Origin of the sequence: Desnuesiella massiliensis (assembly GCF_001403615.1) — a bacterium.
Classification (GTDB): Bacteria; Bacillota; Clostridia; order Clostridiales; family Clostridiaceae; genus Desnuesiella; species Desnuesiella massiliensis.
On record NZ_LN879455.1, the window covers coordinates 571,024 to 594,199 of the forward strand.

Genomic DNA, 23,176 nt, shown 5'->3' on the forward strand with positions numbered 1-23,176 from the left:
TATGCCTTATTTTATATATTATTTTATTACTATATTTACAAGTCTTCCCTTTATTACAATGACTTTTACGATATTCTTACCTTCAGTAGCAACCTTGATTTCTTCACTGTTTAAAGCTGCCGCTTTGATACCTTCTTCATCTAGATCAGAAGAAATATTTATTCTTGCTTTAATTTTACCATTGATTTGAATAGCAATCTCTATTTCATCCTTTATTAATGCTTCTGGTATAAATGTTGGCCAAGCAGTACTAAATACTGAATAACTATTATCTTCAGAAGTATTTGGATGTAATAGGTTCCATTGTTCCTCTGCAAAGTGTGGTGCAAAAGGAGCTAATAATTTTATAAAGTCTGAAAGAGTGTCCTTTAAGAAGGTTAAATTCTTTTCAGGTTCGGTTATATATTTAGATAAAGCATTATTAAATTCCATAAGTCTTGCTATAGCTGTGTTAAATTGTAGTATTTCAGCATCAGTAGTTACATTTTTAATAGCAAAATGTCTCCAGTAATTTAATTCTTTTTCAGCTTTATCCATAGTATCTTTATTGTTATTTCCGCTTTCTATGGCTTCTCTTGAAGAATCTAAAATTCTTTCAATTCTTTCAACGAATCTAGCTACGGATTTTATTCCCTCATCGCTCCAAGCTCCACCTTCAGTGTAAGCAAAACCAAACATTAAATACATCCTAAATACATCGGAGCCATGTTCTGCTATATATTCATCAGGAGCAATGGTGTTACCTTTTGATTTACTCATCTTTTGTCCGTCAGGTCCAAGAATTAAGCCTTGGTGAGTTAAGGACAAGAATGGCTCATCAAAATTTAAATAACCCATATCTCTTAAAGCTTTAGTTATAAATCTAGCATATAACAAATGCATACAAGCATGCTCAGGACCGCCTACATACTTATCCACAGGAAGCATTTTATTGATCATATCAGTGTCAAAAGCTTTTTCGCTGTTATTGGCATCCGCATATCTTAAATAGTACCAAGAAGAGCATACAAAGGTATCTAAAGTATCTACTTCTCTATGAGCTGGGCCTCCGCATTTAGGACATGTGGTGTGAAGAAACTCTTCGCATTTAGCTAATGGTGATTTTCCATCTGGAGCAAATTCTACATTGTAAGGCAACTCTACAGGTAATTGCTCTTCAGGTACTGGAACAGTTCCACAATGGTCACAATATATTATTGGAATAGGTGCTCCCCAATATCTTTGTCTTGATATTAGCCAGTCTCTAAGTCTATAATTTACTTTTTCAGAGCCAAGATTCATAGCTTCAAGCTTTTTAACCACAGCTTTTTTACCTTCTTCTGAGGATAAACCATTGAATTCTTCACTATTTACCATGGTTCCGTACTCTGTATAAGGTAAGGATTCGCCGCCTTCAATAACTCTCTCAATAGGAAGATTGTATTTTGTGGCAAAAGCAAAATCCCTTTCATCATGGGCTGGCACTGCCATTACGGCTCCAGTTCCATAGGTTGCCAATACATAATCACCAATCCAGATTGGAACTTCTCTTCCGTTAATAGGATTAATAGCATAGGAGCCTGTGAATACTCCAGTCTTTTCTCTAGTTATAGATTGTCTTTCTATTTCCGTTTGCTTTTTTGATTCTTCTTTATAAGCTTCTACGGCAGATTTGTTGTTTTCAACAGTTAATTGATCTACTAGTGGATTCTCAGGAGCAAGCACTACATAAGATACTCCATAAAGGGTATCAACTCTTGTAGTAAATACGCTAAAGCTTAAGTCAGAATCCTTTACCTTAAAGGTTACCTCAGCTCCCGTAGATTTTCCAATCCAGTGTTTTTGCATAGACTTAGTTTTTTCGGGCCAGTCTAATATATCTAATTTTTCTAGAAGTTCATCAGCATAATCCGTTATTTTAAGGAACCATTGGGTTAAGTCTTTCTTTGTAACCTCGGTGCTGCATCTCTCACAGCTTCCATCTAATACTTGTTCGTTGGCAAGCACTGTGTTACAGCTAGGGCACCAATTAACAGGAGCTTTTTTTCTATAAGCCAATCCTTTTTCATATAGCTTTAAGAAAAGCCATTGAGTCCATTTGTAGTAGTCTGGAGCACAGGTTACAACTTCATTTTCCCAGTTAAACATAGCTCCCATAGCTTTAAGTTGCTCTTCCATGGTTTTTATATTTTGCATTGTAGAATCTGAGGGATGAACCCCAGTTTTAATTGCGTAGTTTTCCGCAGGCAATCCAAAAGCATCAAAGCCCATAGGTTGGAAAACATTATATCCTTGCATTTTTTTCATTCTAGCCCAAGAATCCACTGGTCCATAGTTAAACCAGTGTCCTGCATGAAGCTGGCTACCGGAAGGGTAAGAAAACATTTCTAAAACATATAATTTTTTATCTAAATTATTTTCATCAAATTTATACAGTTTTGTTTCTTCCCATTTTTGCTGCCATTTTTTATCTATGGCTGTATTGTATTTTGCCATAAAAAGACCTCCTTATATTGTTATTTAGGCATTCTTTTGGAGATGCCTTATAAAATAAAAAAACCTTTCATCTCAAAAAGAGACGAAAGGACTATTTCGCGGTACCACTCTAATTAGATTGATTTAAATCAATCTCACTCAAAATATAACGACATACGCCGTACTTGCATTTCCTCAAGTAAACTCCTAGGCGAGTTCGTACTTTTTTATCACTGTTTTACACCAAACAACAGCTCTCTGAAGATTAAAATAAATACTACTATTCCTATTCAAAGCTTTATTATATTAAGTTTTACAAAATACTTATAGATATTATAGGCTATACTTATAATAACGTCAAGGCTTTTTTATTAACTAAATTAGACTTTATTATCAATACAGCAGTGAAGAAGTGTTCAACTGTGAGTGTTTAAACTCTTTTATTTTCCCAAGTACCTTTTTTATAGAAAAAATAAACAATGGACATTTCGGCGATATCCGCTATAACGAAGCTCATCCATACAAATATAATGGGAAGCTTAAATATAATTACCATGATGAACATTAAAGGGATTTGAATACCCCATCTTGATATTACACTAGACAGTAAAAAGGGTGTGTTATGACCAGAACCAGAAAATACTGAGCCTAAACCCATAGCTACGCCAGCTCCTATTAAAGCAGGGGTTATAATCCTAATCATTGGAACACCTACATTTATAACAGAAGGATCATCAATGAAAATCCTCATTATAAAACCTGGAAATAGCAATGCTAGTAAAGATACTATTACCATTAATGAAATATTAATCAGCGTAGCTTGTTTAGCAGTTTCCTTTGCTCTATTAATATCATTAGCACCAAGACATTGGCCAACTATGGCACTGCTTCCCATAGCAAAGCCTACAAGAGGCATAAAGGCAAAACCAAAGAGTTTGTTTCCTATACCCATAGCCGCCACCGCTTCTTCACTATATTTTGATATAAAAAACAGAGTTACCATTCCAGATAATTGTCTAAATAGAACTTGAACTCCTGAGGGGAGACCTATGGTTAATAGCTTTTTATCTATTTCCCAATTCAATTTAAACAATTCCTTAAAGTGAAGTTTAATCTTGGCTTTTCCTGACATTAATAAATTAAAGCCGATTAAGAAGGCTACCACCGTTGAGATAATAGTGGCTAGTGCTGCTCCAAATACTCCTAAATTAAAACCAGGAATGGATGTGCCAGGTATGGTTTTAAACATAAAAATAGGATCTAGTACTACATTTAAGATAGCTGCGCATATCATAATTTTCATTGGAGTTTTTGCATCACCAAGGCATCTTAGTGCAGTGTTTACAGTATAAGATGAAAACATTATAGGTAAAAAGAATATTCTTATGTACCCATAGTCTAAAGCGGCAGTTAGTACTTCAGAATTATCGCTAAAAACACCCATTAGAGGTTTTAGTACCAATAACATTATAATGGCTGCAATTATTGCCACTAGTGCTTTAAAAGTCAAGGTTTGTTCAATGGTTATTCTTGTCCTTTTTTCATCCTTTGCTCCATAGCTTTGAGATATGAGAGAAATGGAGCTTGTTCCAATAATTTCATTTAGCACTTCCACTAGCCAAAACACCGTAGAGAATATCGTTACTCCTGCCACTGCAGAAGGAGAGATTCTTCCAATCCAAATTATATCTACTATGTCATAAACAGATTGAAGTAAAAATCCTAGCATTGTAGGAATCGACATCTTAAGGAGATTATTTCGCATATCTCCATTTAGTAATTCTCTTGAATCATCCATATTATCCCCCCATATAAAACTATAAAAAATATTAAATACATTTATATTTTTAGTTACAGTTATATTTTACTATAACATATATAAATAGGATACAATACGTAAATTTAATATATATATATATCTAAGTATTAGTTATTGAGGTTTAATAAATGGTTGAAGAGTGATATATTATAATGCTTTAACTTTAGCATTGTCTCCTAAAATTTCAAAAATGGTCTTTGAGGTGGTATCTTCCATAGTGTATCCAAGAAGTTCTACCACTTCCTTTAATTCTTCCTCTTTTTCTGTTTCTATTTCTATGTAAGGAAAAGGGCAAAAGTTTTTGTCATTTATATCTATTTCAATTAAGGTATTTTTATATTTGTAGCTTTCTCTAAATTTACTTATGGATTCTATAAGCTCAAGACCAAGAGCACTAAATATATTTGAACCTATTTCAGCATTATCTATAAGTACTTCGTTCTCCTCCATAACTTTAAATTTATCCTGACTTAGCATCTTTTTTGTAGTCATATAGTAGTAGGTATTATTAGTAAGCTTATCCTCTATGACCCTTATTCTTGCGTACCCTTTGTGCTTTAAAAGTCTTCTATCTGGAAAGTCAAAGATATTATTAATTTGATTTTCTTCCTTTACTTTCTCAGCTTTCATCTTTTGAAGTTTAACTTTTATATCCTCTATGTCTATATTGATTATTTTGGTTTCCAGTTCCTTCATGATAGTTCCTCCTTAATTTTGCAGCTTATATATTATTGTATGTATCTACAAACAATAAATATATAGAAAATAGTCAGCTATAATATATTTTATGATATAATAATTAAATGAAAAATAAAAGCATATTTATGGGAGGAATAAATAATGGATAATTTTTATGAGCAACTAGTGAACACAGAAAAACCAGCAAAATATACTTTAGCTAAGACCATGGTGTATGTTTTAGTAGCCTTAGCTTTAGCTTCAAGTTTTATTGGACAAATGCTATTAAGTATTTTATTTCTTGCTTTAGCAGGTGGATTATTTTTTATTAAGAAAAATTTTTTCCTAGAATATGAATATGTATTTACTAATGGGGAAATAGATATAGATAAAATATTTGAAATGAAGTCAAGGAAAAGGATCATAACCTTTAGTATTAAAGAAGTAGAATTGTTAGCTATAGAAAACAGTGATGCGGTTAAGAACTTTTCTAATAAGCCTAGCAAAATATTGAATTTAGTTCCAGAAAAAACAAGGAGCAAAATTTATGTTGCCATGGTAACTGGGGGAGCAGAGAGAGTGCAAATAAGATTCACACCAGATGAAAAATTCATAGAATGCTGTTTTAAGTATAATCCAAAGGCAGTAAAGAGAAATAACTTTTAGGACGGGAGATTAATGGAATACATAAGAGAAATAAATATAAATGAAGCAATAATACATATATTAGATGGCAATGGAGACGAACCATTATTAAATGAATTTAAACTGGATTTAAGTGAGGATATTTATACTTTTTTATTAAAACATTTAGAAAGGCTCTTAAAAGATGAGGAGCTTAAATATGCTGTGTTTAATGAAGGTAGAAATATTGTAAAAGAAATATCCCAAGAATACTTAAATGGAGAAAATGACCTTTTAGAGGTATCGAAGGAACTAGCTAGACAGCTATTTATTCATATGAAGACTAATGTAAACATTTCTTCCTGCGACTTAATTATAGTTTCTATTTCCACGGAGCATGGACCGATGCTAGGTATATTAAAAATGGATTATGTAAAGAATTTTACTCATAAAATTGACTTTACAGAGGATAAAATGGGCATAAATATAGTACCTCAATTAGCAGGGCTGCCAAGCAGCAGTCAAAAGATTCAAAAGTGTGCATTCATAAAGCCCATAAGAGCAGAACAGACTTTTAATCTAATGGTTATAGATAAGCAAAATAAGTCTAAGGAAGCGGAAGACTATGGCTCTAATTATTTTATAAATAATTTTTTAGGCTGTACCATAATATCTAACGAAAGAGATATGACTAAAAACTTTTTAAAAGCTGCAGAAACTTGGACAAGAAAAAATATAAAGGAAGATGCAGATAAGGCAGAGGTCATAAGAACCACCATAAAACAAAAGCTTAAAGAGGAAGAGCTCATAGATATCAATGAATTGTCCCAAGACTTATTTAAAGAAGAACCTCAGGCAAAAGAAAACTTTGTTCAATTTGTTTCTGCTCAAGGGTTAGATAGTAATGTATCTATAGATAAGGAATGGGTAGAGAAGAAGTTAAAAAGGATCAGATTAAAGATTGATAAGGATATTGACGTTTACCTCAATGAAGAAGCTTACCACGATATCAATAGGTTTGAAATTCATAGAAATGGTGATGGCAGTATAAATATGATAATTAAACATGTAATGAATTATATGGAGAAATAATCAAAGGGATTTGTTTTCACAAATCCCTTTAATGTTATATTATTTTAAGCTATCTACAGAGCCTAAAACATTTTCTATTTTGTATTCAACAACGTTTTGAATAGCAGCTTTTCCAGCGCCTAAGTATTTTCTTGGGTCAAACTCTGCTGGAGTATCTCCAAATACTTTTCTTATAGCTGCAGTCATTGCTAATCTTAAGTCTGTATCCATGTTTATCTTACATACAGCCATGGAAGAAGCTTTTCTTAACATATCTACAGGGATTCCCTTTGCATCTTTTATTGCTCCGCCATATTGGTTGCAAGTAGCAACAGCTTCTGGATCAACAGCTGAAGCTCCATGAAGAACTATTGGGAAACCAGGTAATTTTTCTTGAATTTTTTCAAGTATATCGAATCTTAATTGTGGTTTAAAGCTTGGAGGAAATTTAAAAGCTCCGTGTGAAGTTCCTATAGCTATAGCTAAAGAATCGCAACCTGTTCTTTTAACAAAATCAACTGCTTGTTCTGGGTCAGTGTATATGTGCTCAGCTGCAACTACATCATCTTCAACTCCAGCTAATACACCAAGCTCAGCTTCTACAACCACGCCATGAGCATGAGCGTATTCTACAACTTCCTTTGTTAATCTAACATTTTCTTCATAGTCGTGGTGAGAACCATCAAACATTACTGAAGTAAATCCAGCTTCTATAGCTAATTTAACAGCTGCTAAATCTGGACCGTGATCTAAATGTAATGCTATATCAATACCTGTTTCTTCAACAGCTGCATCTACCATAGCCTTTAAGTATTTTGGGCCAGCATATTTTAAAGCACCTGTAGAACATTGAAGAATTACAGCAGAATTTTTTGCTTTTGCTCCGTTAACAACACCTTGTATTATTTCCATATCGTTGATGTTAAAAGCTCCTATAGCATAACCACCTTCGTAAGCCTTTTTAAACATCTCTTTAGTAGTAACTAATGCCATGTGATAACCACCTTTCAAAATTATTATTATAAGTCCTATAAAGATAAACAACACTAAAAGTCAGCTTATCTATAAGATATATACGAATAAGGGACTGCATTCGTCCCAGTGGGACTTATTTCATCATTTATATTATAAAACAAATGCCTCATATTTTCTATACTTAAATTATAAATTATTTAAATGTTTTTTAAAACTATCTATTAGCATTAAAAAATATTTTGTATGGTTACCTTTTGAAGATCCTCTATATGTTCTATATAAAATTTTACTACATGAATGCTAGCTAAAGCTTCATCTTTATTCTTACCCTTAACATATTGAGTAAACTTATACAATTCGTTGGTCATATTATCAATTTCTTGATGATGAATAAACATTGACAATATATTATGCTTATCTTGTAAGTCTTTAAGCAGATTCATAGATTTTTCATAACTATTATCCCAAGTTTCTTTGCTTATTATATCTTCTAATTCATCACATTGTGTCATAAGATTATCACAGGTTTTAGTCAAATAGTTTAAAGAAAAAAATATTGCTATTAGCATTACAATAAATATACATATAGATATTATAACATTTTTCATAATTTTAATCCTTTCTTACATACTTATATTAAGAGGTTTTAACATTATCCTTGAGTTGGAAGATGAAATCCCCTCTAGAATTTGTGAAGGCTATAAAAACCTCTTTCTCATCAGATATATTATTTTCTTCCATTCTGTTTTTTAGCCAAGACATGGTCTTATTAGCTTCGTCAAGATTTCTATTATTAATTTTCCCATCCATTATAACGCAGATAGGTAGTTCGCTTTGTTTAGAGTTTATGTTTAAATCTTGTTTTACTAAAGGACTGTAGGGCTCCTTAGGAATTATGGATATTTGCCCATCAGTTTCTAGGATTGCGTATTCCACGTCATCTATATTAAGATAACCTTGTAATCTAAGCCCCACCATAAGATCATTTATGCTCATCCTTTGGTTTTTCAATTGTTTTATATTTATTTTTCCTCGTCTTATTAATATACTAGGAGTTCCATCTATGATTTTTCTAACTTTTTCACTTTTTAGTTGAATTTCTGACAATAATATTTGAAGCATTAGCATGGTAATAATTGGAATGATCCCGTGAAGCAATGGAATTCTTGTATCTTGCATAGGGAGTGAAGCAAGGTCTGAAATCATTATGGCTATTACAAGCTCAAAGGGTTGTAGTTCACCAATCTGCCTTTTTCCCATAAGTCTCATTATTACAACTACTAATCCGTATAAAAGGGCAGTTCTGATTAAAACTATAAACATAAAAATTCCTCCTCTTAGAAAATTGTAATTAATCATCTATGATTATATTGCGAAATATCTATAATATAGGTTTTCTAAAATCCGCAAAATTATGAGTAAGATTTTTGATATCCATATACTAAATTAAATTCTTTATATGCTTTAACACTTTTTTTGTAATATGAAGTATAATAATATTACATTTAAAGAGAAATATAATTAAGAAAAGAGGTTGATTGTATGGCTCAGATATGTTTAAATTTATCTAATAATAAAATATGTGCTCAAAAAGGAACAACTTTTTATGAGGTTGTAAAGGATTATAGGCTAGAGGAGGATATGCCTGTTGTATTAGTAAAGAAGGATAAAAAGTATTATGAATTAACTAATACTATAGAGCAAGAGGGAGAATTTGAGTTAGTTTCTATAAACACAACTATAGGGATAAAAACCTATGCAAGAACTCTGCAGTTTGCTCTCATAAAGGCGGTATATGATTTATATCCTGAGTCTAAAATCACCATTGAGCATTCCTTAAGCAAAGGCATCTTTGGAGAGATACATAAAGAAAAATCTTTAGATGCTGAAGATATAATTCATATTAAAGAAAAAATGAGAGAAATAATAGATAAGGATATTCCTATTAGGAAGATATCGGTGAGCAAGGAAGAGGCTATTGGTATATTCTCAGATTATGGAATGGACGATAAGGTTAAGTTGCTCACTCATGTAAATAATGATACTGTAAAATTATACGAGTTAGAAGGCAGATATGATTACTTTTATGGGCCTATGGCCTATTCTACAGGAGTACTTAAGAGCTTTGATTTGATGTTTTATGATCCAGGATTTATTTTAAGATTTCCTGATGAAAAAAATCCGAAGAATATACCACCATTTGTTGAGCATAAAAAGTTAGCTAAGGTATTCTATGAAACGGAACAGTGGTTAAATATATTGGAGGTAGGAGATGTAGGATCTTTAAATGATAAAGTTGATAGCGGAAACATCTTTGAACTGATAAGAGTGGCTGAAGCTTTACATGAAAAAAAGATAGCTTATATATCTGATATGATTCATGATAGGAATGAGGTTAAAATTGTTTTAATTGCGGGGCCTTCTTCTTCCGGAAAAACTACTTTTGCTAGAAGGCTTGGTATTCAGCTGAGAGTTAACGGATTAATTCCAATTCCTATATCCTTAGATGATTATTTTGTAAATAGAGAAGAAACACCTAAGGATGAAAATGGAGAGTATGATTTTGAAGCTATTGAGGCATTAGATATAGTGTTGTTTAACAAGCATTTAAATGAGCTGCTTTTGGGCCATGAGGTTGAAATACCTACCTTTAATTTTAGGATAGGAAAGAGGGAGTGGCTAGGAAATAAAATAAAAATGCCTCAAAATGGTGTGCTGATAATAGAAGGAATTCATGGCTTAAATGATAGACTCACTTCTACTATTCCAGCTCACAATAAATTTAAGATATATATAAGTGCATTAACTCAATTGAACCTAGATAATCATAATAGAATTGCTACTACAGATGTAAGGATGATAAGAAGGATAGTTAGAGACTTCTTATCAAGAGGCTATGGGGGAGAAACTACTCTAAACATGTGGCCTTCTATACGTAGAGGAGAAGAAAGAAATATATTTGTTTTTCAAGAAGAAGCAGATGTAATGTTTAACTCCACTTTAGTTTATGAGTTATGCGTACTTAAGAATTATGCTTTAGAGGAGTTAGGGAAGATAAAGCCAGATAGTCCCTCTTATTATGAAGCTTGGAGGCTTAAAAGCTTTTTAAACTTTTTTAAGGAAGTAGATAAGGATATGGTTCCAGATAATTCTATTTTAAGAGAGTTTATTGGCGGCAGTTGTTTTTATAAATACTAAAATTAGGCATGGTAAAAAATAATCAGCCAAAGATGCGAGTAGACTGACTAGTTATTTCTTAGAGATGCCTTAAACAAAGGGGATAAAGCAATGAAGAAATTTGGAGTATTTGATATATTAGGTCCTATAATGATAGGACCTTCTAGTTCTCACACGGCAGGTGCTGCAAGGCTAGGTAAAATTGCAGGTATTATAGCAGGTAATGTGATTACTAAGGTTCAGTTTTTACTACATGGCTCTTTTGGAAAGACCTATAGAGGACATGGTACAGATAGAGCTTTAGTAGCAGGTATATTAGGTATGGATCCTTGGGATGAAAGACTGAGAGATTCCTTAGAGATAGCTAAAGGCAAGGGGTTAGAAATAGAGTTTAAAGAAGCAGATCTAGGAGATGTTCATCCTAATACAGTAAAATTCTTAATAACAAGAGTGGATGGAAGAATAGTAGAGGTTATGGGATCTTCTATAGGTGGAGGAAATATAGTAATAAATGAAGTAGATGGAGATGCTATTGAATTTACAGGAGAATATCCAACTCTTATAATTAAGCATAGGGATGTGCCTGGAGTGGTTTCCAAAGTAACGGCTATAATGTACGATAGAGATATAAATATAGCTTTTATGAAAGTGTTTAGAAGTACAAAGGGATATCAGGCCACTATGATTTTTGAAACGGATAACCCAGTACCAGAGGATATAATAGAAAAGATTAAATCAGTAGGATATATTTCAAGCATAAGAATTATAAACCCTGTAATGGAAGGAGCATAAGAAGTGTTTGCAAGTACTGGAAGAGAATTGTTAAATATATGTGAGAAACACAGAATATCTATAAGTGAATATGCAGTTAGATTTGAAGAATTAGAAACCGGTAGGTCAAGAAAAGAAATAGTAAACAAAATGAAAAAGAATCTTGAAGTAATGCAAGAAGCAGCGGAGTATGGATTACACAATGAGATTAAATCTGTAAGTGGTTTAATTGGTGGAGATGCTGTGAAAATATATAATTATTTAAAAGAAGGAAAAAGCTTAACGGGAGATACTATGGTAAAGGCTATGGCCAGAGCCATTTCTTGTTCAGAAGTAAATGCTTCTATGGGGCGGATTGTAGCATCACCTACAGCAGGATCCTGCGGAATATTACCCTCCGTTATAATTACTGCTGGGGAAAAACTGAATAAAACTAGCGAAGAAATGGTACAAGCTTTATTTGCAGCCTCTGCCATAGGTATGATTATAGCTCATAATGCTACTTTATCTGGGGCAGAGGGTGGCTGCCAAGCAGAGTGTGGTTCTGCAGCAGCTATGGGAGCTGGAGCAGTAGTAGAAATGATGGGTGGAACACCTGAAATGAGCCTGCATGCAGGTGCTATAGTAATAAAGAATATATTAGGCTTGGTTTGTGATCCTATAGCTGGCTTAGTTGAGGTACCTTGTGCAAAGAGAAATGCCTCAGGAGCAGTAAGTGCCTTAACTACAGCAGACCTAGTAATGAGTGGCGTTAAGAGTAAAATACCTTTTGATGATACAGTATGGGCTATGTATAAGGTTGGAAAGTCCATGCCTTGTGAATTAAGAGAAACTGCCATGGGAGGCCTGGCTATAACTGCTACTGGATTAAAGCTTAAGGAAGAGATCCTAGGCAAATAAAGCATCTATCTAAAAATAACTAGTCATTGTATTTATAGCTTTGACTAGTTATTTTTTACTATGTCTGAATGTAACATTTTTTCAGCTTTATGAATATTTTAATAAAGAAGAGTATTCATGGAGGACATTGACTGATGAATTTAAAGGGGAGTGAAACAGAAAAAAATCTATTAAGAACTTTTGCCGGGGAAGCAAGGGCTCGAGATAAATATGATTTTTATGCTGAAAAGGCTCGAACTGAAGGCTACGAATATGTAGCTCAGATATTTGTAGAGACTGCTGGAAATGAAATGGCTCACGGGAGAGAAGTCTTTAGAAGATATTTAGGATTAGTAAAGTCCACAGCAGAAAACCTGAAGGATGCTTCCATGGGAGAGGCTGCTGAAAGCAAAATAATATATAAGAAGTATGAGAAAGTTGCAAGAGAAGAGGGTTTTACAGAAATCGCTGATTTTTATAAGGAGCTATCAGAAGTAGAGGAAAGCCATGAGATAAGGTTTAATGAATTATATGAAAGAATTGTAACAGGAACTATGTTTAAGGATGATAAGGATTCCTTATGGAAATGTATGAATTGCGGATATATCCATGAAGGAAAAGATGCTCCCATGATTTGTCCTTTATGTAAATTCCCTAGAGCTTATTTTAAATTATATTGTGATGCGTATGAGTAGGGGGGATTTTCATGCAAATAGTATACCCTAGATATTACGTATTTCCTGTTATAGTAAAGGATGATTTTGACTTTAATCAAAGAGAAGAAGATTTTAATGATCATTATAGAGAAATACAAGAAGATATAGATGTTTTCGCACCTCCTAAAGCGAAAGTCCAAGATGTGTTTGAAGAATTAGATGAAGAGTTTGTTAAAGAGTTTTTGAAAGAATAGATACTTATGTTTAAAATAAATAAAAAGTATATTTTATTTCTAGTGACAATTATAAGTTTATTTATAAACACTAAAAATATATTGTTTAATACCATAATATACTCGTTATCTGTAATTCCCCTTGCTGTACTGCTGGGGGATTTTACTTCAAAAGCATCGGACTATATAGGAGAAAAAAAAGGGGGGCTATTAGCAGCTACCTTGGGAAATATGCCTGAATTAATGATGGGATTATGGTCCATAAAGTATGGATTAATACCTATGGTAAAATCAGCTTTAATAGGATCAATAGTAAATAATATGCTACTAGTATTAGGCATTTCTATTTTTTTAGGAGGAATAAAATATAAAGAACAGGAATTCAATAAAACCATAGCACGTACAAATTTTAATATGCTTCTATTGGCTATGTCTGCTATGGTAGTTATGGCATCTCTAAATAGGTATGCTAGTATAGGAACAGAAAAGATCATTTCTATAAGTTTAAAGGTAGCTATAGTACTAATACTAATATACTTGCTTGGTTTAATTTTCTCTTTATTTACCCATAGTAATTTGTTTATTGTTAGTGAAGAGAAAGAGAAACAATTAAATAAGAATTATAAGGAGCTTGGCTACATTGTTGCACAAATAATTTTAATTTCTATTGTACTATTTATATCTAGCGAAAAACTAATAAATAGCATAAGCATATTAGTTATTCAGTTTAAATTGTCTCAAAGCTTTATAGGTATCATGCTTATACCTCTTCTAGGAAATATAGGTGAGAATATATCTGCTATAATGTGTGCTGTAAAGAATAAGATAAATATGAGCCTAGAAATAGCCATAGGTTCCAGTATACAAATATCATTATTTGTTACACCCTTATTTATAATATATTCTTTTATTATAGGTATTCCTATGACTTTTTTATTTACGGTTTTTCAAATAATAATCAGTGCTGTGGCTATAGGTATGTCTTTTATAGTTTTTGTTGATGGAAAGACCTATTGGTTAGAGGGAGCCATACTTATTGCTATATATTTAATGATCACCATAGCTTACTACTATGTATAGGGAAACAAAAGGAATACTTAGATAATATATTATTTAATAGTTAAACTTGTTCATTATAATTTTAGAATAGAAACTGTTTATGTATAATATAATTATTATGATAGTAAAGGGTAATAGGGTGAGGGCTATTGGGACATAGAAAAATTATTGAAACACATTATACGGATATATGTAATTTAGCAGATTTATTAACAAAGCTTGTGAATTCCTATAGACTTCTAGTTGGTGGAGCCAATGAATTAAACGGTATTGCACTAGCTAAGAGAAGCGATGTTAAAGATGCCCTAAAGAGAGTGGATGAGGTTGGAGAACTCATAGATGATGTAATAGATGCCTTAGAGGTTTGTGAATATAGTTATTTGCAATATTGTAAGCTGAAGTCGGAGTTTATTCAAACTAAGTTTCAAGCAAAATATATACAAACAGAGATAGATGAGGAATTAAAATTAAATGAGGCTTCTAAATAAGCCTCATTTCTATATTTTTTTAAATTTTACCTTGCTTATCATTAAATAAGATAGAGAAATTATAAAAATGATAGGAAGAGCTTTTGAAGTATTTTTGAGGGTTAACAAAGAAAATAAGGCCATAAAGCTACCAGCTACGGTTATAGGTATACCCATAAAAACCCCTTCAAAATTACAAGCATTATATCTGGCAAGTCTATAAGCTCCGCATATAGGGAATATTAGTACCAAAGCATATCCAATGGTTCCTAAGTTTATAAAATTATATAATGTATATACTAAAACAGAAGGTGCTACGCCAAAAGAAACCAAATCTGCTAGAGAATCTAGCTCCTTACCTAAGTCACTAGAGACTTTAAGATATCTGGCTATGGTACCGTCATATCTGTCAATAAGTCCTGCAATTAATATAAATATACATGCAAATTTATAGTTATCATGAAAAGTCATGAGTATAGATAATAATCCGAAGGATAGGTTTGCAAATGTAAAAATATTTGGAATTGAACTTTTTTTCATTGATGAATCACTCCTAATAATATAAAAAAATAAATGCCTCAAATAATTATAACTCATTTTACATAATTAGATAAGGGGTTTAGGCATATTATTTAACTAAATTTTATTATTCTTAATTATTTTTAATTTTTTTATTAAAGCCTCTAATAATTACATTGCATCTGGGAAAGCTAAATATGGAGGTGATTAAAATGAAAGTTAAAGATATTATGACCCAAAACGTTGCTTCTCTAGAACCTAAAGATTCTGTTGAACGTGCAGCACAGCTTATGAAAGAACATGATATAGGTGCTTTACCAGTATGTGATAATAATAATGTTATAGGAATAATCACTGACAGAGATATAGTTTTAAGAACAATATCAGAAGGTAAGTCTCCAAAGAGTGTTAGTGTCAGAGAAGTAATGACATCAAATCCAGTGATAGGAAGACCAGACATGAATGTAGAGGATGCTACTAGAATAATGGGAGAAAGACAGATTAGAAGATTGCCTGTAGTAGAAGAAAATACGATGGTTGGTATAGTTTCGCTAGGAGATTTAGCAGTAGAGCCTAGAGCAAAATCAGAGGCCAATGAAACTCTAAAAGAGATATCCGAACCTTGTAGCCCTAATATTTAGCACATATCCGAAAAACAACTTCTTATTTTTTAAAATAAAGTATTTACTTTAATATTATTTAGAAAGATTATATGTATAGAGGTTGTTTTTCGGTTTTCTTAAAAATAATAAGAAAACCTTGGATAAGGGATGAAAACTTTGAGGTTTCTTATTTAAAAATATATAATAGCGTCCTTCTAAACTCGACAGTGGAATATTTAGATGATATAATTTACAGTGTACATTTTACAGTAATTTGGGAAATATTATTTATATAATTAACGGGAGGTTAATTATGAAGAAAGTAAAATTTATTTATAATCCCTTTTCGGGAGAAAATGCAATAATAAGTGATATTGATACTGTCATAAAAACCCATCAAAAGGAAGGATATATAGTAGTACCTCATAGAATAAGCTTTGATATAGAGATAGATAGAGCCTTTGAGGATATAGATGATACCTATAGCTATGTCATAGTTGCAGGTGGAGACGGTACTGTAGATACTGTAGTAAATTATATGAAACAGAATGATATAGATCTTCCCTTAGCTATTCTGCCTGTAGGAACTGCTAATGATTTTGCAAAATTTATAGGCATGCCTCAAGATGTAGAAGAAGCTTGCTACCAAATTTTAAGAAGTGAGCCTAAAGATATAGATATTGGAAGAATAAATGATAAGTATTTTATAAATGTAGCTAGTGCAGGCCTTTTTACAGATGTTTCTCAGAAAACAGATGTTAATTTAAAAAATACTATAGGAAAGCTGGCCTATTATTTGAAGGGGTTAGAGCAACTTCCTAATTTTAGGAAACTTAAGATAAAAATTGACTCAAAAGAGATGAATTTTGATGGAGAAATGTATTTAATGCTAGTGTTTAATGGACAAACTGCTGGAAACTTTAAGTTAGCTTATAAAGCATCCGCTGAAGATGGTATGCTTGATGTTATACTAATAAAAGCGGTAATGCTTAAAGATTTAATTGGACTGTTTATAAGAATATTAAAAGGAGAACATCTAGATGATCAAACAGGTTTAATTTATTTTAAGTCTGACAATATACATATTGAGTGCTGTGAAGATATAGTTACAGATATTGATGGGGAAAGGGGACCAGATTTTCCTTTAAACATCCAATGCATAAAAGGTGGAATAAAAATACTAGGAATAAAATAGTATTTTAAATAATAAATATAAGTAGCAATAATTCTGGAGTAAAGAAGTATGATAAAAATATATTTGTATCTATTCTTATTGTTACTTATGATATTTTTAGGGAGAAGAGCGTGGCTCCTTAATAGCAAAGAGTCGCCTTATAAAATAAAATTATTTAATTATATAATAATAATAATCCTAATATTAAGATATATATCTTTAGGGGTGCTTTTTGCTATTCAGAATTTAAATTATATATACTATATACAGCCTGCACTTCATACTGATCTAGTGACGGTACCTCTAATTCTTGTAGGCTGCTATTACATTTTCTTTAGAAATGAAAAATTTAGCTTTAATTATAACTTTATAGTATTAGCTTTATTAACTATTTTCTATATATACACAATTTTAAGCTTTAAAACAGTTTTTAAACTGAATAGGCATTATTTATATGTTTCTAGATTTAGCAATGAAGCTTATATTTATTTAGCATATGCTGCAATAATAGTTGTAATAATGAGTATAACTATATTTACCCTAGGAAACCCTAATTCTAATTCTAAAGGATTATTTATGATTTTAATAACCAGTATAATATTAATTAGTGAAACCTTTATGTATCTGCTAGGTATAAGCTTATTGGATCAAAGGATCTTTGGTGAGATTTTTGCTCTTCTAACCTTGAATTATGGATTAGGTACTTTTAAGAAAGTTAAATAAATTAATATTACCACCATAGCTATATCATAGTGATTTTTAAAATTATTATGATATAGCTTTTTTACGTGTAAATATAAAAATATCAACTCATAAATAGCTTTATAAATTGTTATTTTTTGATTATAATATATAGTGAATTATTATAGATTAAAATATAATCTTTTAATTATAAATACTATGGATATAATTTTACTAATAGTTATAAGAGTATAATTTGGAGGAATTAAAACATGGACAAGAGGGATTTTTCGAATTTAGGAGATGAAATTTGGTCGATCGTTCAAGATGCGTTAAATTCTAGGGATTTTACTAAGCTTAAGAAAGAGATTAAATACACTGCAGAAAGCACCGTAAATGAAGTGAGAAAAAACATTAAAGTAAAATATAATGATACTAAGGAGAGAAATGAACGAATAAATTATAAGCAGGAAGAGGCACATACTCATCAAGTGGTGAAAAATGATAATAAAGAGCAGACTCAGATTACTAAGAAGCCAGCTGGAAGTGTCTCAGGAATATTATTTATGGTATTTGGCTTTATAGGTACCGGCCTATTTGGAGCTTCTTTGATAGCTAATAGTATTCTCAGCCTTGCTTCAAAAACTTATTCCAGATTTAATGGTATTAGTTTTGGGGTTCTATCTGCATTTTTTCTCTTTAGCACCCTCATGGCTTTAAGAGGAGTAAAGCTAAGAAAGAGAGTAAGACGTTTTAAAAAATATGTAAGACAACTTAAAGGTCGTACTTACTGCTCTATTAAGGAATTGGCTTCCCATATTGGAGAAACGGAGAAATTTGTAGCGAAAGATTTAAGAAAGATGATTAATTTAGACATGTTCCCAGAGGGGCATATTGATAATGATGGAACTTACCTAATGTTAAACTATGAGGTGTACGAACATTATTTAAGGTCTCAGGAAGGATTTAATAAGCGTAGGGAGGACGAATTAAGCAGCTCAAAGGTGGAAGAAGAAAAGACACAGGATCCGTCTTCAAAAGAATTAAAAGGGGCAATAGAGGATGGTAAAAGATATATAATGAAAATTAGAGAGGCTAATGATGCTATACCAGGAGAAGAAATTTCTAAAAAATTAGATAGATTAGAACAAGTTACGGAAAAAATATTTAACTATGTGGAGAAGCATCCGGAGCAGCTTCCAGAGCTTAGCAAGCTTATGAGTTATTATCTTCCTATCACACTAAAATTAGTGAATAGCTATAGAGAGCTTGATGCTCAACCGGTTCAGGGAGAAAATATAATGACGGCAAAAAATGAAATACAAGATACCTTAGATACAATAAATACTGCTTTTGAAAATTTATTAGATAGCCTGTTTCATGATATGGCTTTTGATATCTCTACAGATATTTCTGTACTAGAAACCATGCTTTCACAAGAAGGCTTAACTGAAAAAGACTTTAAGAAGTAAAATTAAAAAGGAGGATTATATAATGAATAACGAATTTAAGGATGATATAAATCAGGTGCCTACATTGACTTTTGAGCCCTTTGAAGAAAAGTCTACTATCCTTGAGGTGAAGGAAACCAAAGAAGAGGTTCCAGCACTAGATGATAGTTATTTAACAGATGCGGAAAAAAAGATGGTGGATGAGTTTGTAGGGAAGATTGATATAACTAATTCCAATATGATTCTTCAGTATGGGGTGGGTTCTCAAAAGAAAATAGCCGATTTTTCTGAATCAGCCTTAAATAGTGTAAAAACTAAGGATTTGGGAGAAATAGGGGGAATGCTTTCTTCAGTGGTACTAGAACTAAAGAATTTTGATGCTACAGAAGAAAAGGAAGGTTTTTTTGGTTTTTTCAAGAAAAGTGTAAATAAACTAACTGTGATGAAAGCCAAGTATGATAAGGTGGAATTAAATATAAATAAAATTTGTACTGCGCTAGAAAATCATCAAGTGCAGCTTTTGAAGGATGTTGCTGTACTTGATAAGATGTATGAGCTTAACAAGGTTTATTTTAAAGAGCTCTCTATGTATATTTTGGCAGGAAAAAAGAAACTTGTAAAATTGCAGTCAGAGGAATTACCAGCATTAGCTGAAAAAGCTCGTTTAAGTGGATTACCAGAAGATGCTCAGGCTGCTAATGATTTTTCAGCATTATGTGATAGATTTGAAAAGAAAATTCATGATTTAGAGCTAACAAGAATGATATCTATTCAAATGGCTCCGCAGATTCGCTTGGTACAAAATAATGACACCTTAATGTCCGAAAAAATTCAATCTACAATTGTGAATACCATTCCTCTTTGGAAAAGTCAGATGGTATTGGCCCTTGGGATTGCTCACTCTACTCAGGCAGCTAGAGCACAACGTGAAGTTTCAGATATGACCAATCAACTTTTGCGTAAGAATGCTGAAACTTTAAAAATGTCAACCATAGAGACAGCAAAAGAATCTGAGAGGGGAATTGTGGATGTTGAGACATTAAGAATAACAAATCAATCCTTAATATCAACTCTTGATGAAGTAATGCGTATACAAACAGAAGGAAGACAAAAGCGTAAAGCGGCTGAAGTGGAATTAAACCAGATTGAAGAAGAATTAAAAAAGAAGCTTCTTACTTTAAGAGGATAAAAAAGAAAAGTAATAAAAATATATTTTACAATTAAAAGCTTGTCTTATCAATGTATACCCCTGTTATGAATTAATATAACAGGGGTATTAATAATTTTTTTATAATGTTGATTTCATATGTCAAAACTTTATAGTTATTTCTTTCTAGAAGGAATTCTATGTTTTTCACTAGAACCTTTCAAGGGTTTTTGGTTTTTCGGTGAAGACATTGAATTCTTTATTAAGCATCTTTTATCATTTCCTATAAGATCAGTTCTGTTAGCCTTAATAAGAGCTTCTTTAACTAGAGCATAATTTTCTTTTGCCGAGAATTGAAGAAGAGCTCTCTGCATATTTTTTTCTTTTTGACTTCTAGGAACATAGACTTTTTCACCAGTTAAAGGATTTATCCCGGTATAATAAATAGTAGTAGATAAACTGCCAGGAGTAGGATAGAAATCTTGAACTTGTTCTGGGGTATATCCCATTTCTTTTACATATTGTGCAAGTTCAATAGCTGAATTTAAATCGCTACCTGGATGGCTAGACATTAAATAAGGTACAAGATACTGGTTCTTATTTATTTTTTTATTTATTTCAAAGTATTTTTTAACAAATCTATTATAGACTTCTTTTGTAGGTTTTCCCATTTGCTTTAAAACTCTGTCATTAACATGTTCAGGAGCTACCTTTAGTTGGCCGCTTATATGATGTTTACAGAGTTCTTCAAAAAAATCTGTATTTTTATCATATATTAGATAATCATATCTTATTCCAGAACGGATAAATACTTTTTTAATTCCTGGAAGAGCTCTGACCTTTCTTAGCAGATCAAGATATTCTTTATGACTTACAATTAAGTTTTTGCAAGGAGTGGGAAATAGGCACTGTTTATTTTTACAAGTACCGTGCTTTTCTTGAAGTTTACAGGATTTATGTCTAAAATTTGCTGTAGGTCCCCCTATATCATGTATATATCCTTTGAAATCCCTAAGGGTAGTTAGTAATCTTGCTTCATCAACTATAGATTCTTGGCTACGATTTTGAATAATTCTACCCTGATGAAAGGTTAAGGCACAGAAGGAGCAAGAACCATAACAGCCCCTATGGCTGGTGATAGAGAATTTGACTTCATTTATAGCTGGTATGCCGCCTTTTTTTTCATATATTGGGTGATAGGTTCTAGTATAGGGCAAATTATAAGAAGCGTCCATTTCCTCAGTAGTAAGAGGTAATTGAGGAGGGTTTTGTACTAAATATCTATCACCATGCTTTTGCACTAGAGCTTTGCCTCTAATGGGATCTTGTTCATAGAATTCTAATTTAAAGCTTTCTGCATAAGCTTTTTTATCCTTAGCGGCTTCTTCGAAAGAAGGAACTTCTATATAGTCTTTGACATGGTCTGTATCCTTAGATATATAGGCGGTACCCCTAACCTCAGTAACTTTTTTAATATCCATACCGTATTTTAGAAGATTAGCTATTTGAGTTATAGTTCTTTCACCCATACCATAAATGAGTAAGTCAGCTTTTGAATCAAATAGTATGCTTCTTCTAACCTTATCATCCCAATAATCATAATGAGCAAACCTCCTTAAGCTAGCTTCTATTCCTCCTATAATTATGGGCACATCTTTATAAGCTTCTCTCAGCCTATTACAATATACTATTACAGCTCTATCTGGTCTATGGTTTCCCTCACCTCCAGGGGAATATAGGTCATTGCTTCTCTTCTTTTTAGCAGTAGTATAATGATTTACCATGGAGTCAATATTTCCTGAGTTAACTAGAAATCCGTATTTAGGTTTTCCAAGGGTTTTAAAGGACTCTGCATTATTCCAATCAGGTTGTGGAATTATACCTATCTTAAAGCCTTCTGCCTCTAGAACTCTTCCAATAATAGCAGTACCGAAGGAGGGATGGTCTACATAGGCATCTCCAGTAACTATTATAAAATCTAATTCATCTATATTTCTTTCTTTTAAATCAGTCTTGCATATGGGTAAAAAAGTGTTAGACATTTTCATATTGAGTTTATTCTCCATTCTAAATTATTTTCTATCATATAGCATTTACTTTTGTTGTAGTTTTCATTTTATATTATCATATCCAAAGGCATTTATTCAATGTACAATGCACTGTTAATTGTGAAGTATAGGGAAACACTACGAAAGCTTAACTTATACACGTTCCAAAGTGACATCTTTAAGCCATTATGATGTATGTATAGTCTAATGGTTTAAGTTATTTTCCTATATTGATATATGGTCAAAAAATTAAGAAAATTACACTTACATAGAGAATATTAAAGAATAAAGGCTTTAAGTTGTAATAAGACAAGTTTTTAAGGTTTTTTAAAGATTTTTAGTAAATATAGTTGCATTTTAGAGACTATGTAATATAATTATATTGTAGATATAATATTTTAAACACTAAGTAATGGTTAGGTGAGGCTCCTACACAGATATACGCTACTGCCCGGAAACATCGAGAGATGCCAATGGGTCAACAGGTATTATCGAATTAAGGTTTTACTTAATGTAGCTGGATTTTAAATCTAAAGCTGTGTAGTGCTAAAACTCAACGAGATTATTTTTAGTTGATTTTTAGAGCCTTAAAAGGGCTTTTAATTTTTTTGTAGGTGGTGAATTTATAATGGAGGCTGGCCCTCATAGTAGTAGGTCAAAACTGAATAGCACTGTAGGGGCTAAGGGGTAG

At 32.0% G+C, this 23,176-nt stretch carries 22 protein-coding genes, 1 riboswitch and 1 other annotated feature; of the genes, 14 read left to right on the forward strand and 8 right to left on the reverse strand.

The features are described 5' to 3' along the window. Positions 1 to 18: 18 nt before the first annotated feature. From leuS to BN2665_RS09355, 3 genes are all read right to left on the reverse strand, one after another. Positions 19 to 2,475: a leucine--tRNA ligase gene (leuS, locus tag BN2665_RS09345; protein WP_055666837.1), complete on the reverse strand. Its 2,457-nt coding sequence runs from the start codon at positions 2,473 to 2,475 to the stop codon at positions 19 to 21. Positions 2,476 to 2,550: 75 nt separating this feature from the next. After that, positions 2,551 to 2,757, reverse strand: a binding site (T-box leader). 127 nt (positions 2,758 to 2,884) lie between these two features. After that, entirely contained in the window at positions 2,885 to 4,252 is a 1,368-nt protein-coding gene (locus BN2665_RS09350; RefSeq protein WP_207643685.1) for an MATE family efflux transporter, read from the reverse strand. A gap of 168 nt (positions 4,253 to 4,420) precedes the next feature. Next, complete coding sequence (locus BN2665_RS09355) at positions 4,421 to 4,969, reverse strand: class IV adenylate cyclase (RefSeq protein ID WP_055666838.1); 549 nt, start codon at positions 4,967 to 4,969, stop codon at positions 4,421 to 4,423. Between the two features lie 144 nt (positions 4,970 to 5,113). Between BN2665_RS09355 and BN2665_RS09360 the strand changes: the two genes are divergently transcribed. Then, a complete protein-coding gene (locus BN2665_RS09360) occupies positions 5,114 to 5,617 on the forward strand; it encodes a DUF6106 family protein (protein ID WP_055666839.1) in 504 nt (167 codons plus the stop codon). 12 nt (positions 5,618 to 5,629) lie between these two features. Further along, positions 5,630 to 6,667, forward strand: coding sequence for a nucleoid-associated protein (locus BN2665_RS09365; RefSeq protein ID WP_055666840.1), 1,038 nt, complete (start codon positions 5,630 to 5,632; stop codon positions 6,665 to 6,667). A gap of 39 nt (positions 6,668 to 6,706) precedes the next feature. Here the strand turns inward: BN2665_RS09365 and fba are convergent, their stop codons facing one another. The 3 genes from fba to BN2665_RS09380 form a co-directional block, all read right to left on the reverse strand. Continuing rightward, complete coding sequence (gene fba / locus BN2665_RS09370) at positions 6,707 to 7,639, reverse strand: class II fructose-1,6-bisphosphate aldolase (RefSeq protein ID WP_055666841.1); 933 nt, start codon at positions 7,637 to 7,639, stop codon at positions 6,707 to 6,709. A 209-nt stretch (positions 7,640 to 7,848) separates the two neighbouring features. Beyond that, on the reverse strand, positions 7,849 to 8,229 hold the full coding sequence (locus BN2665_RS09375) for a DUF4363 family protein (protein ID WP_074042261.1): 381 nt from the start codon (positions 8,227 to 8,229) through the stop codon (positions 7,849 to 7,851). A gap of 28 nt (positions 8,230 to 8,257) precedes the next feature. After that, a complete protein-coding gene (locus tag BN2665_RS09380) occupies positions 8,258 to 8,944 on the reverse strand; it encodes a DUF421 domain-containing protein (protein ID WP_055666842.1) in 687 nt (228 codons plus the stop codon). A 219-nt stretch (positions 8,945 to 9,163) separates the two neighbouring features. Between BN2665_RS09380 and BN2665_RS09385 the strand changes: the two genes are divergently transcribed. From BN2665_RS09385 to BN2665_RS09415, 7 genes are all read left to right on the forward strand, one after another. After that, complete coding sequence (locus BN2665_RS09385) at positions 9,164 to 10,819, forward strand: nucleoside kinase (protein ID WP_055666843.1); 1,656 nt, start codon at positions 9,164 to 9,166, stop codon at positions 10,817 to 10,819. 90 nt (positions 10,820 to 10,909) lie between these two features. Continuing rightward, positions 10,910 to 11,590 carry an L-serine ammonia-lyase, iron-sulfur-dependent subunit beta gene (gene sdaAB, locus BN2665_RS09390; protein ID WP_055666844.1) on the forward strand — a complete coding sequence of 227 codons (681 nt, stop codon included), beginning with the start codon at positions 10,910 to 10,912 and terminating at the stop codon, positions 11,588 to 11,590. Between the two features lie 3 nt (positions 11,591 to 11,593). Continuing rightward, on the forward strand, positions 11,594 to 12,469 hold the full coding sequence (sdaAA, locus tag BN2665_RS09395) for an L-serine ammonia-lyase, iron-sulfur-dependent, subunit alpha (protein ID WP_055666845.1): 876 nt from the start codon (positions 11,594 to 11,596) through the stop codon (positions 12,467 to 12,469). Positions 12,470 to 12,603: 134 nt separating this feature from the next. Then, positions 12,604 to 13,143, forward strand: a complete 540-nt coding sequence (locus BN2665_RS09400; RefSeq protein WP_055666846.1) for a rubrerythrin family protein — start codon at positions 12,604 to 12,606, stop codon at positions 13,141 to 13,143. A gap of 11 nt (positions 13,144 to 13,154) precedes the next feature. Further along, positions 13,155 to 13,358, forward strand: coding sequence for a hypothetical protein (locus BN2665_RS09405; RefSeq protein ID WP_055666847.1), 204 nt, complete (start codon positions 13,155 to 13,157; stop codon positions 13,356 to 13,358). A 6-nt stretch (positions 13,359 to 13,364) separates the two neighbouring features. After that, complete coding sequence (gene cax, locus BN2665_RS09410; protein ID WP_055666848.1) at positions 13,365 to 14,417, forward strand: calcium/proton exchanger; 1,053 nt, start codon at positions 13,365 to 13,367, stop codon at positions 14,415 to 14,417. Positions 14,418 to 14,545: 128 nt separating this feature from the next. Next, a complete protein-coding gene (locus BN2665_RS09415) occupies positions 14,546 to 14,884 on the forward strand; it encodes a hypothetical protein (protein WP_055666849.1) in 339 nt (112 codons plus the stop codon). 9 nt (positions 14,885 to 14,893) lie between these two features. Here BN2665_RS09415 and pssA read toward each other — a convergent pair whose 3' ends face one another. Beyond that, positions 14,894 to 15,403, reverse strand: a complete 510-nt coding sequence (gene pssA, locus BN2665_RS09420) for a CDP-diacylglycerol--serine O-phosphatidyltransferase (RefSeq protein WP_055666850.1) — start codon at positions 15,401 to 15,403, stop codon at positions 14,894 to 14,896. 191 nt (positions 15,404 to 15,594) lie between these two features. Here pssA and BN2665_RS09425 point away from each other — a divergent pair, with 191 nt between their 5' ends. The 5 genes from BN2665_RS09425 to BN2665_RS09445 all read left to right on the forward strand — a co-directional run bounded on the left by BN2665_RS09425 (position 15,595) and on the right by BN2665_RS09445 (position 20,479). Then, positions 15,595 to 16,023, forward strand: a complete 429-nt coding sequence (locus BN2665_RS09425) for a CBS domain-containing protein (RefSeq protein ID WP_055666851.1) — start codon at positions 15,595 to 15,597, stop codon at positions 16,021 to 16,023. A 274-nt stretch (positions 16,024 to 16,297) separates the two neighbouring features. Continuing rightward, positions 16,298 to 17,179 carry a YegS/Rv2252/BmrU family lipid kinase gene (locus tag BN2665_RS09430; RefSeq protein WP_055666852.1) on the forward strand — a complete coding sequence of 294 codons (882 nt, stop codon included), beginning with the start codon at positions 16,298 to 16,300 and terminating at the stop codon, positions 17,177 to 17,179. A gap of 48 nt (positions 17,180 to 17,227) precedes the next feature. Next, positions 17,228 to 17,881: a hypothetical protein gene (locus tag BN2665_RS09435; RefSeq protein WP_055666853.1), complete on the forward strand. Its 654-nt coding sequence runs from the start codon at positions 17,228 to 17,230 to the stop codon at positions 17,879 to 17,881. Positions 17,882 to 18,111: 230 nt separating this feature from the next. Then, complete coding sequence (locus BN2665_RS09440; RefSeq protein ID WP_055666854.1) at positions 18,112 to 19,311, forward strand: 5-bromo-4-chloroindolyl phosphate hydrolysis family protein; 1,200 nt, start codon at positions 18,112 to 18,114, stop codon at positions 19,309 to 19,311. Positions 19,312 to 19,333: 22 nt separating this feature from the next. Further along, positions 19,334 to 20,479 carry a toxic anion resistance protein gene (locus BN2665_RS09445; RefSeq protein WP_055666855.1) on the forward strand — a complete coding sequence of 382 codons (1,146 nt, stop codon included), beginning with the start codon at positions 19,334 to 19,336 and terminating at the stop codon, positions 20,477 to 20,479. A gap of 134 nt (positions 20,480 to 20,613) precedes the next feature. On the opposite strand, the gene BN2665_RS09450 is transcribed toward BN2665_RS09445, so the two are convergent. Next, complete coding sequence (locus BN2665_RS09450; RefSeq protein ID WP_154674921.1) at positions 20,614 to 22,479, reverse strand: YgiQ family radical SAM protein; 1,866 nt, start codon at positions 22,477 to 22,479, stop codon at positions 20,614 to 20,616. A gap of 411 nt (positions 22,480 to 22,890) precedes the next feature. After that, a riboswitch (M-box (ykoK) riboswitch) is annotated at positions 22,891 to 23,055 on the forward strand. Positions 23,056 to 23,176 lie beyond the last annotated feature (121 nt).

Coding starts and splice junctions, on each gene's coding strand:
- leuS (WP_055666837.1), bottom strand. CDS start 2,475: ATGGCAAAATACAATACAGCCATAGATAAAAAATGGCAGCAAAAATGG.
- BN2665_RS09350 (WP_207643685.1), bottom strand. CDS start 4,252: ATGGATGATTCAAGAGAATTACTAAATGGAGATATGCGAAATAATCTC.
- BN2665_RS09355 (WP_055666838.1), bottom strand. CDS start 4,969: ATGAAGGAACTGGAAACCAAAATAATCAATATAGACATAGAGGATATA.
- BN2665_RS09360 (WP_055666839.1), top strand. CDS start 5,114: ATGGATAATTTTTATGAGCAACTAGTGAACACAGAAAAACCAGCAAAA.
- BN2665_RS09365 (WP_055666840.1), top strand. CDS start 5,630: ATGGAATACATAAGAGAAATAAATATAAATGAAGCAATAATACATATA.
- fba (WP_055666841.1), bottom strand. CDS start 7,639: ATGGCATTAGTTACTACTAAAGAGATGTTTAAAAAGGCTTACGAAGGT.
- BN2665_RS09375 (WP_074042261.1), bottom strand. CDS start 8,229: ATGAAAAATGTTATAATATCTATATGTATATTTATTGTAATGCTAATA.
- BN2665_RS09380 (WP_055666842.1), bottom strand. CDS start 8,944: ATGTTTATAGTTTTAATCAGAACTGCCCTTTTATACGGATTAGTAGTT.
- BN2665_RS09385 (WP_055666843.1), top strand. CDS start 9,164: ATGGCTCAGATATGTTTAAATTTATCTAATAATAAAATATGTGCTCAA.
- sdaAB (WP_055666844.1), top strand. CDS start 10,910: ATGAAGAAATTTGGAGTATTTGATATATTAGGTCCTATAATGATAGGA.
- BN2665_RS09400 (WP_055666846.1), top strand. CDS start 12,604: ATGAATTTAAAGGGGAGTGAAACAGAAAAAAATCTATTAAGAACTTTT.
- BN2665_RS09405 (WP_055666847.1), top strand. CDS start 13,155: ATGCAAATAGTATACCCTAGATATTACGTATTTCCTGTTATAGTAAAG.
- cax (WP_055666848.1), top strand. CDS start 13,365: ATGTTTAAAATAAATAAAAAGTATATTTTATTTCTAGTGACAATTATA.
- pssA (WP_055666850.1), bottom strand. CDS start 15,403: ATGAAAAAAAGTTCAATTCCAAATATTTTTACATTTGCAAACCTATCC.
- BN2665_RS09425 (WP_055666851.1), top strand. CDS start 15,595: ATGAAAGTTAAAGATATTATGACCCAAAACGTTGCTTCTCTAGAACCT.
- BN2665_RS09430 (WP_055666852.1), top strand. CDS start 16,298: ATGAAGAAAGTAAAATTTATTTATAATCCCTTTTCGGGAGAAAATGCA.
- BN2665_RS09435 (WP_055666853.1), top strand. CDS start 17,228: ATGATAAAAATATATTTGTATCTATTCTTATTGTTACTTATGATATTT.
- BN2665_RS09440 (WP_055666854.1), top strand. CDS start 18,112: ATGGACAAGAGGGATTTTTCGAATTTAGGAGATGAAATTTGGTCGATC.
- BN2665_RS09445 (WP_055666855.1), top strand. CDS start 19,334: ATGAATAACGAATTTAAGGATGATATAAATCAGGTGCCTACATTGACT.
- BN2665_RS09450 (WP_154674921.1), bottom strand. CDS start 22,479: ATGTCTAACACTTTTTTACCCATATGCAAGACTGATTTAAAAGAAAGA.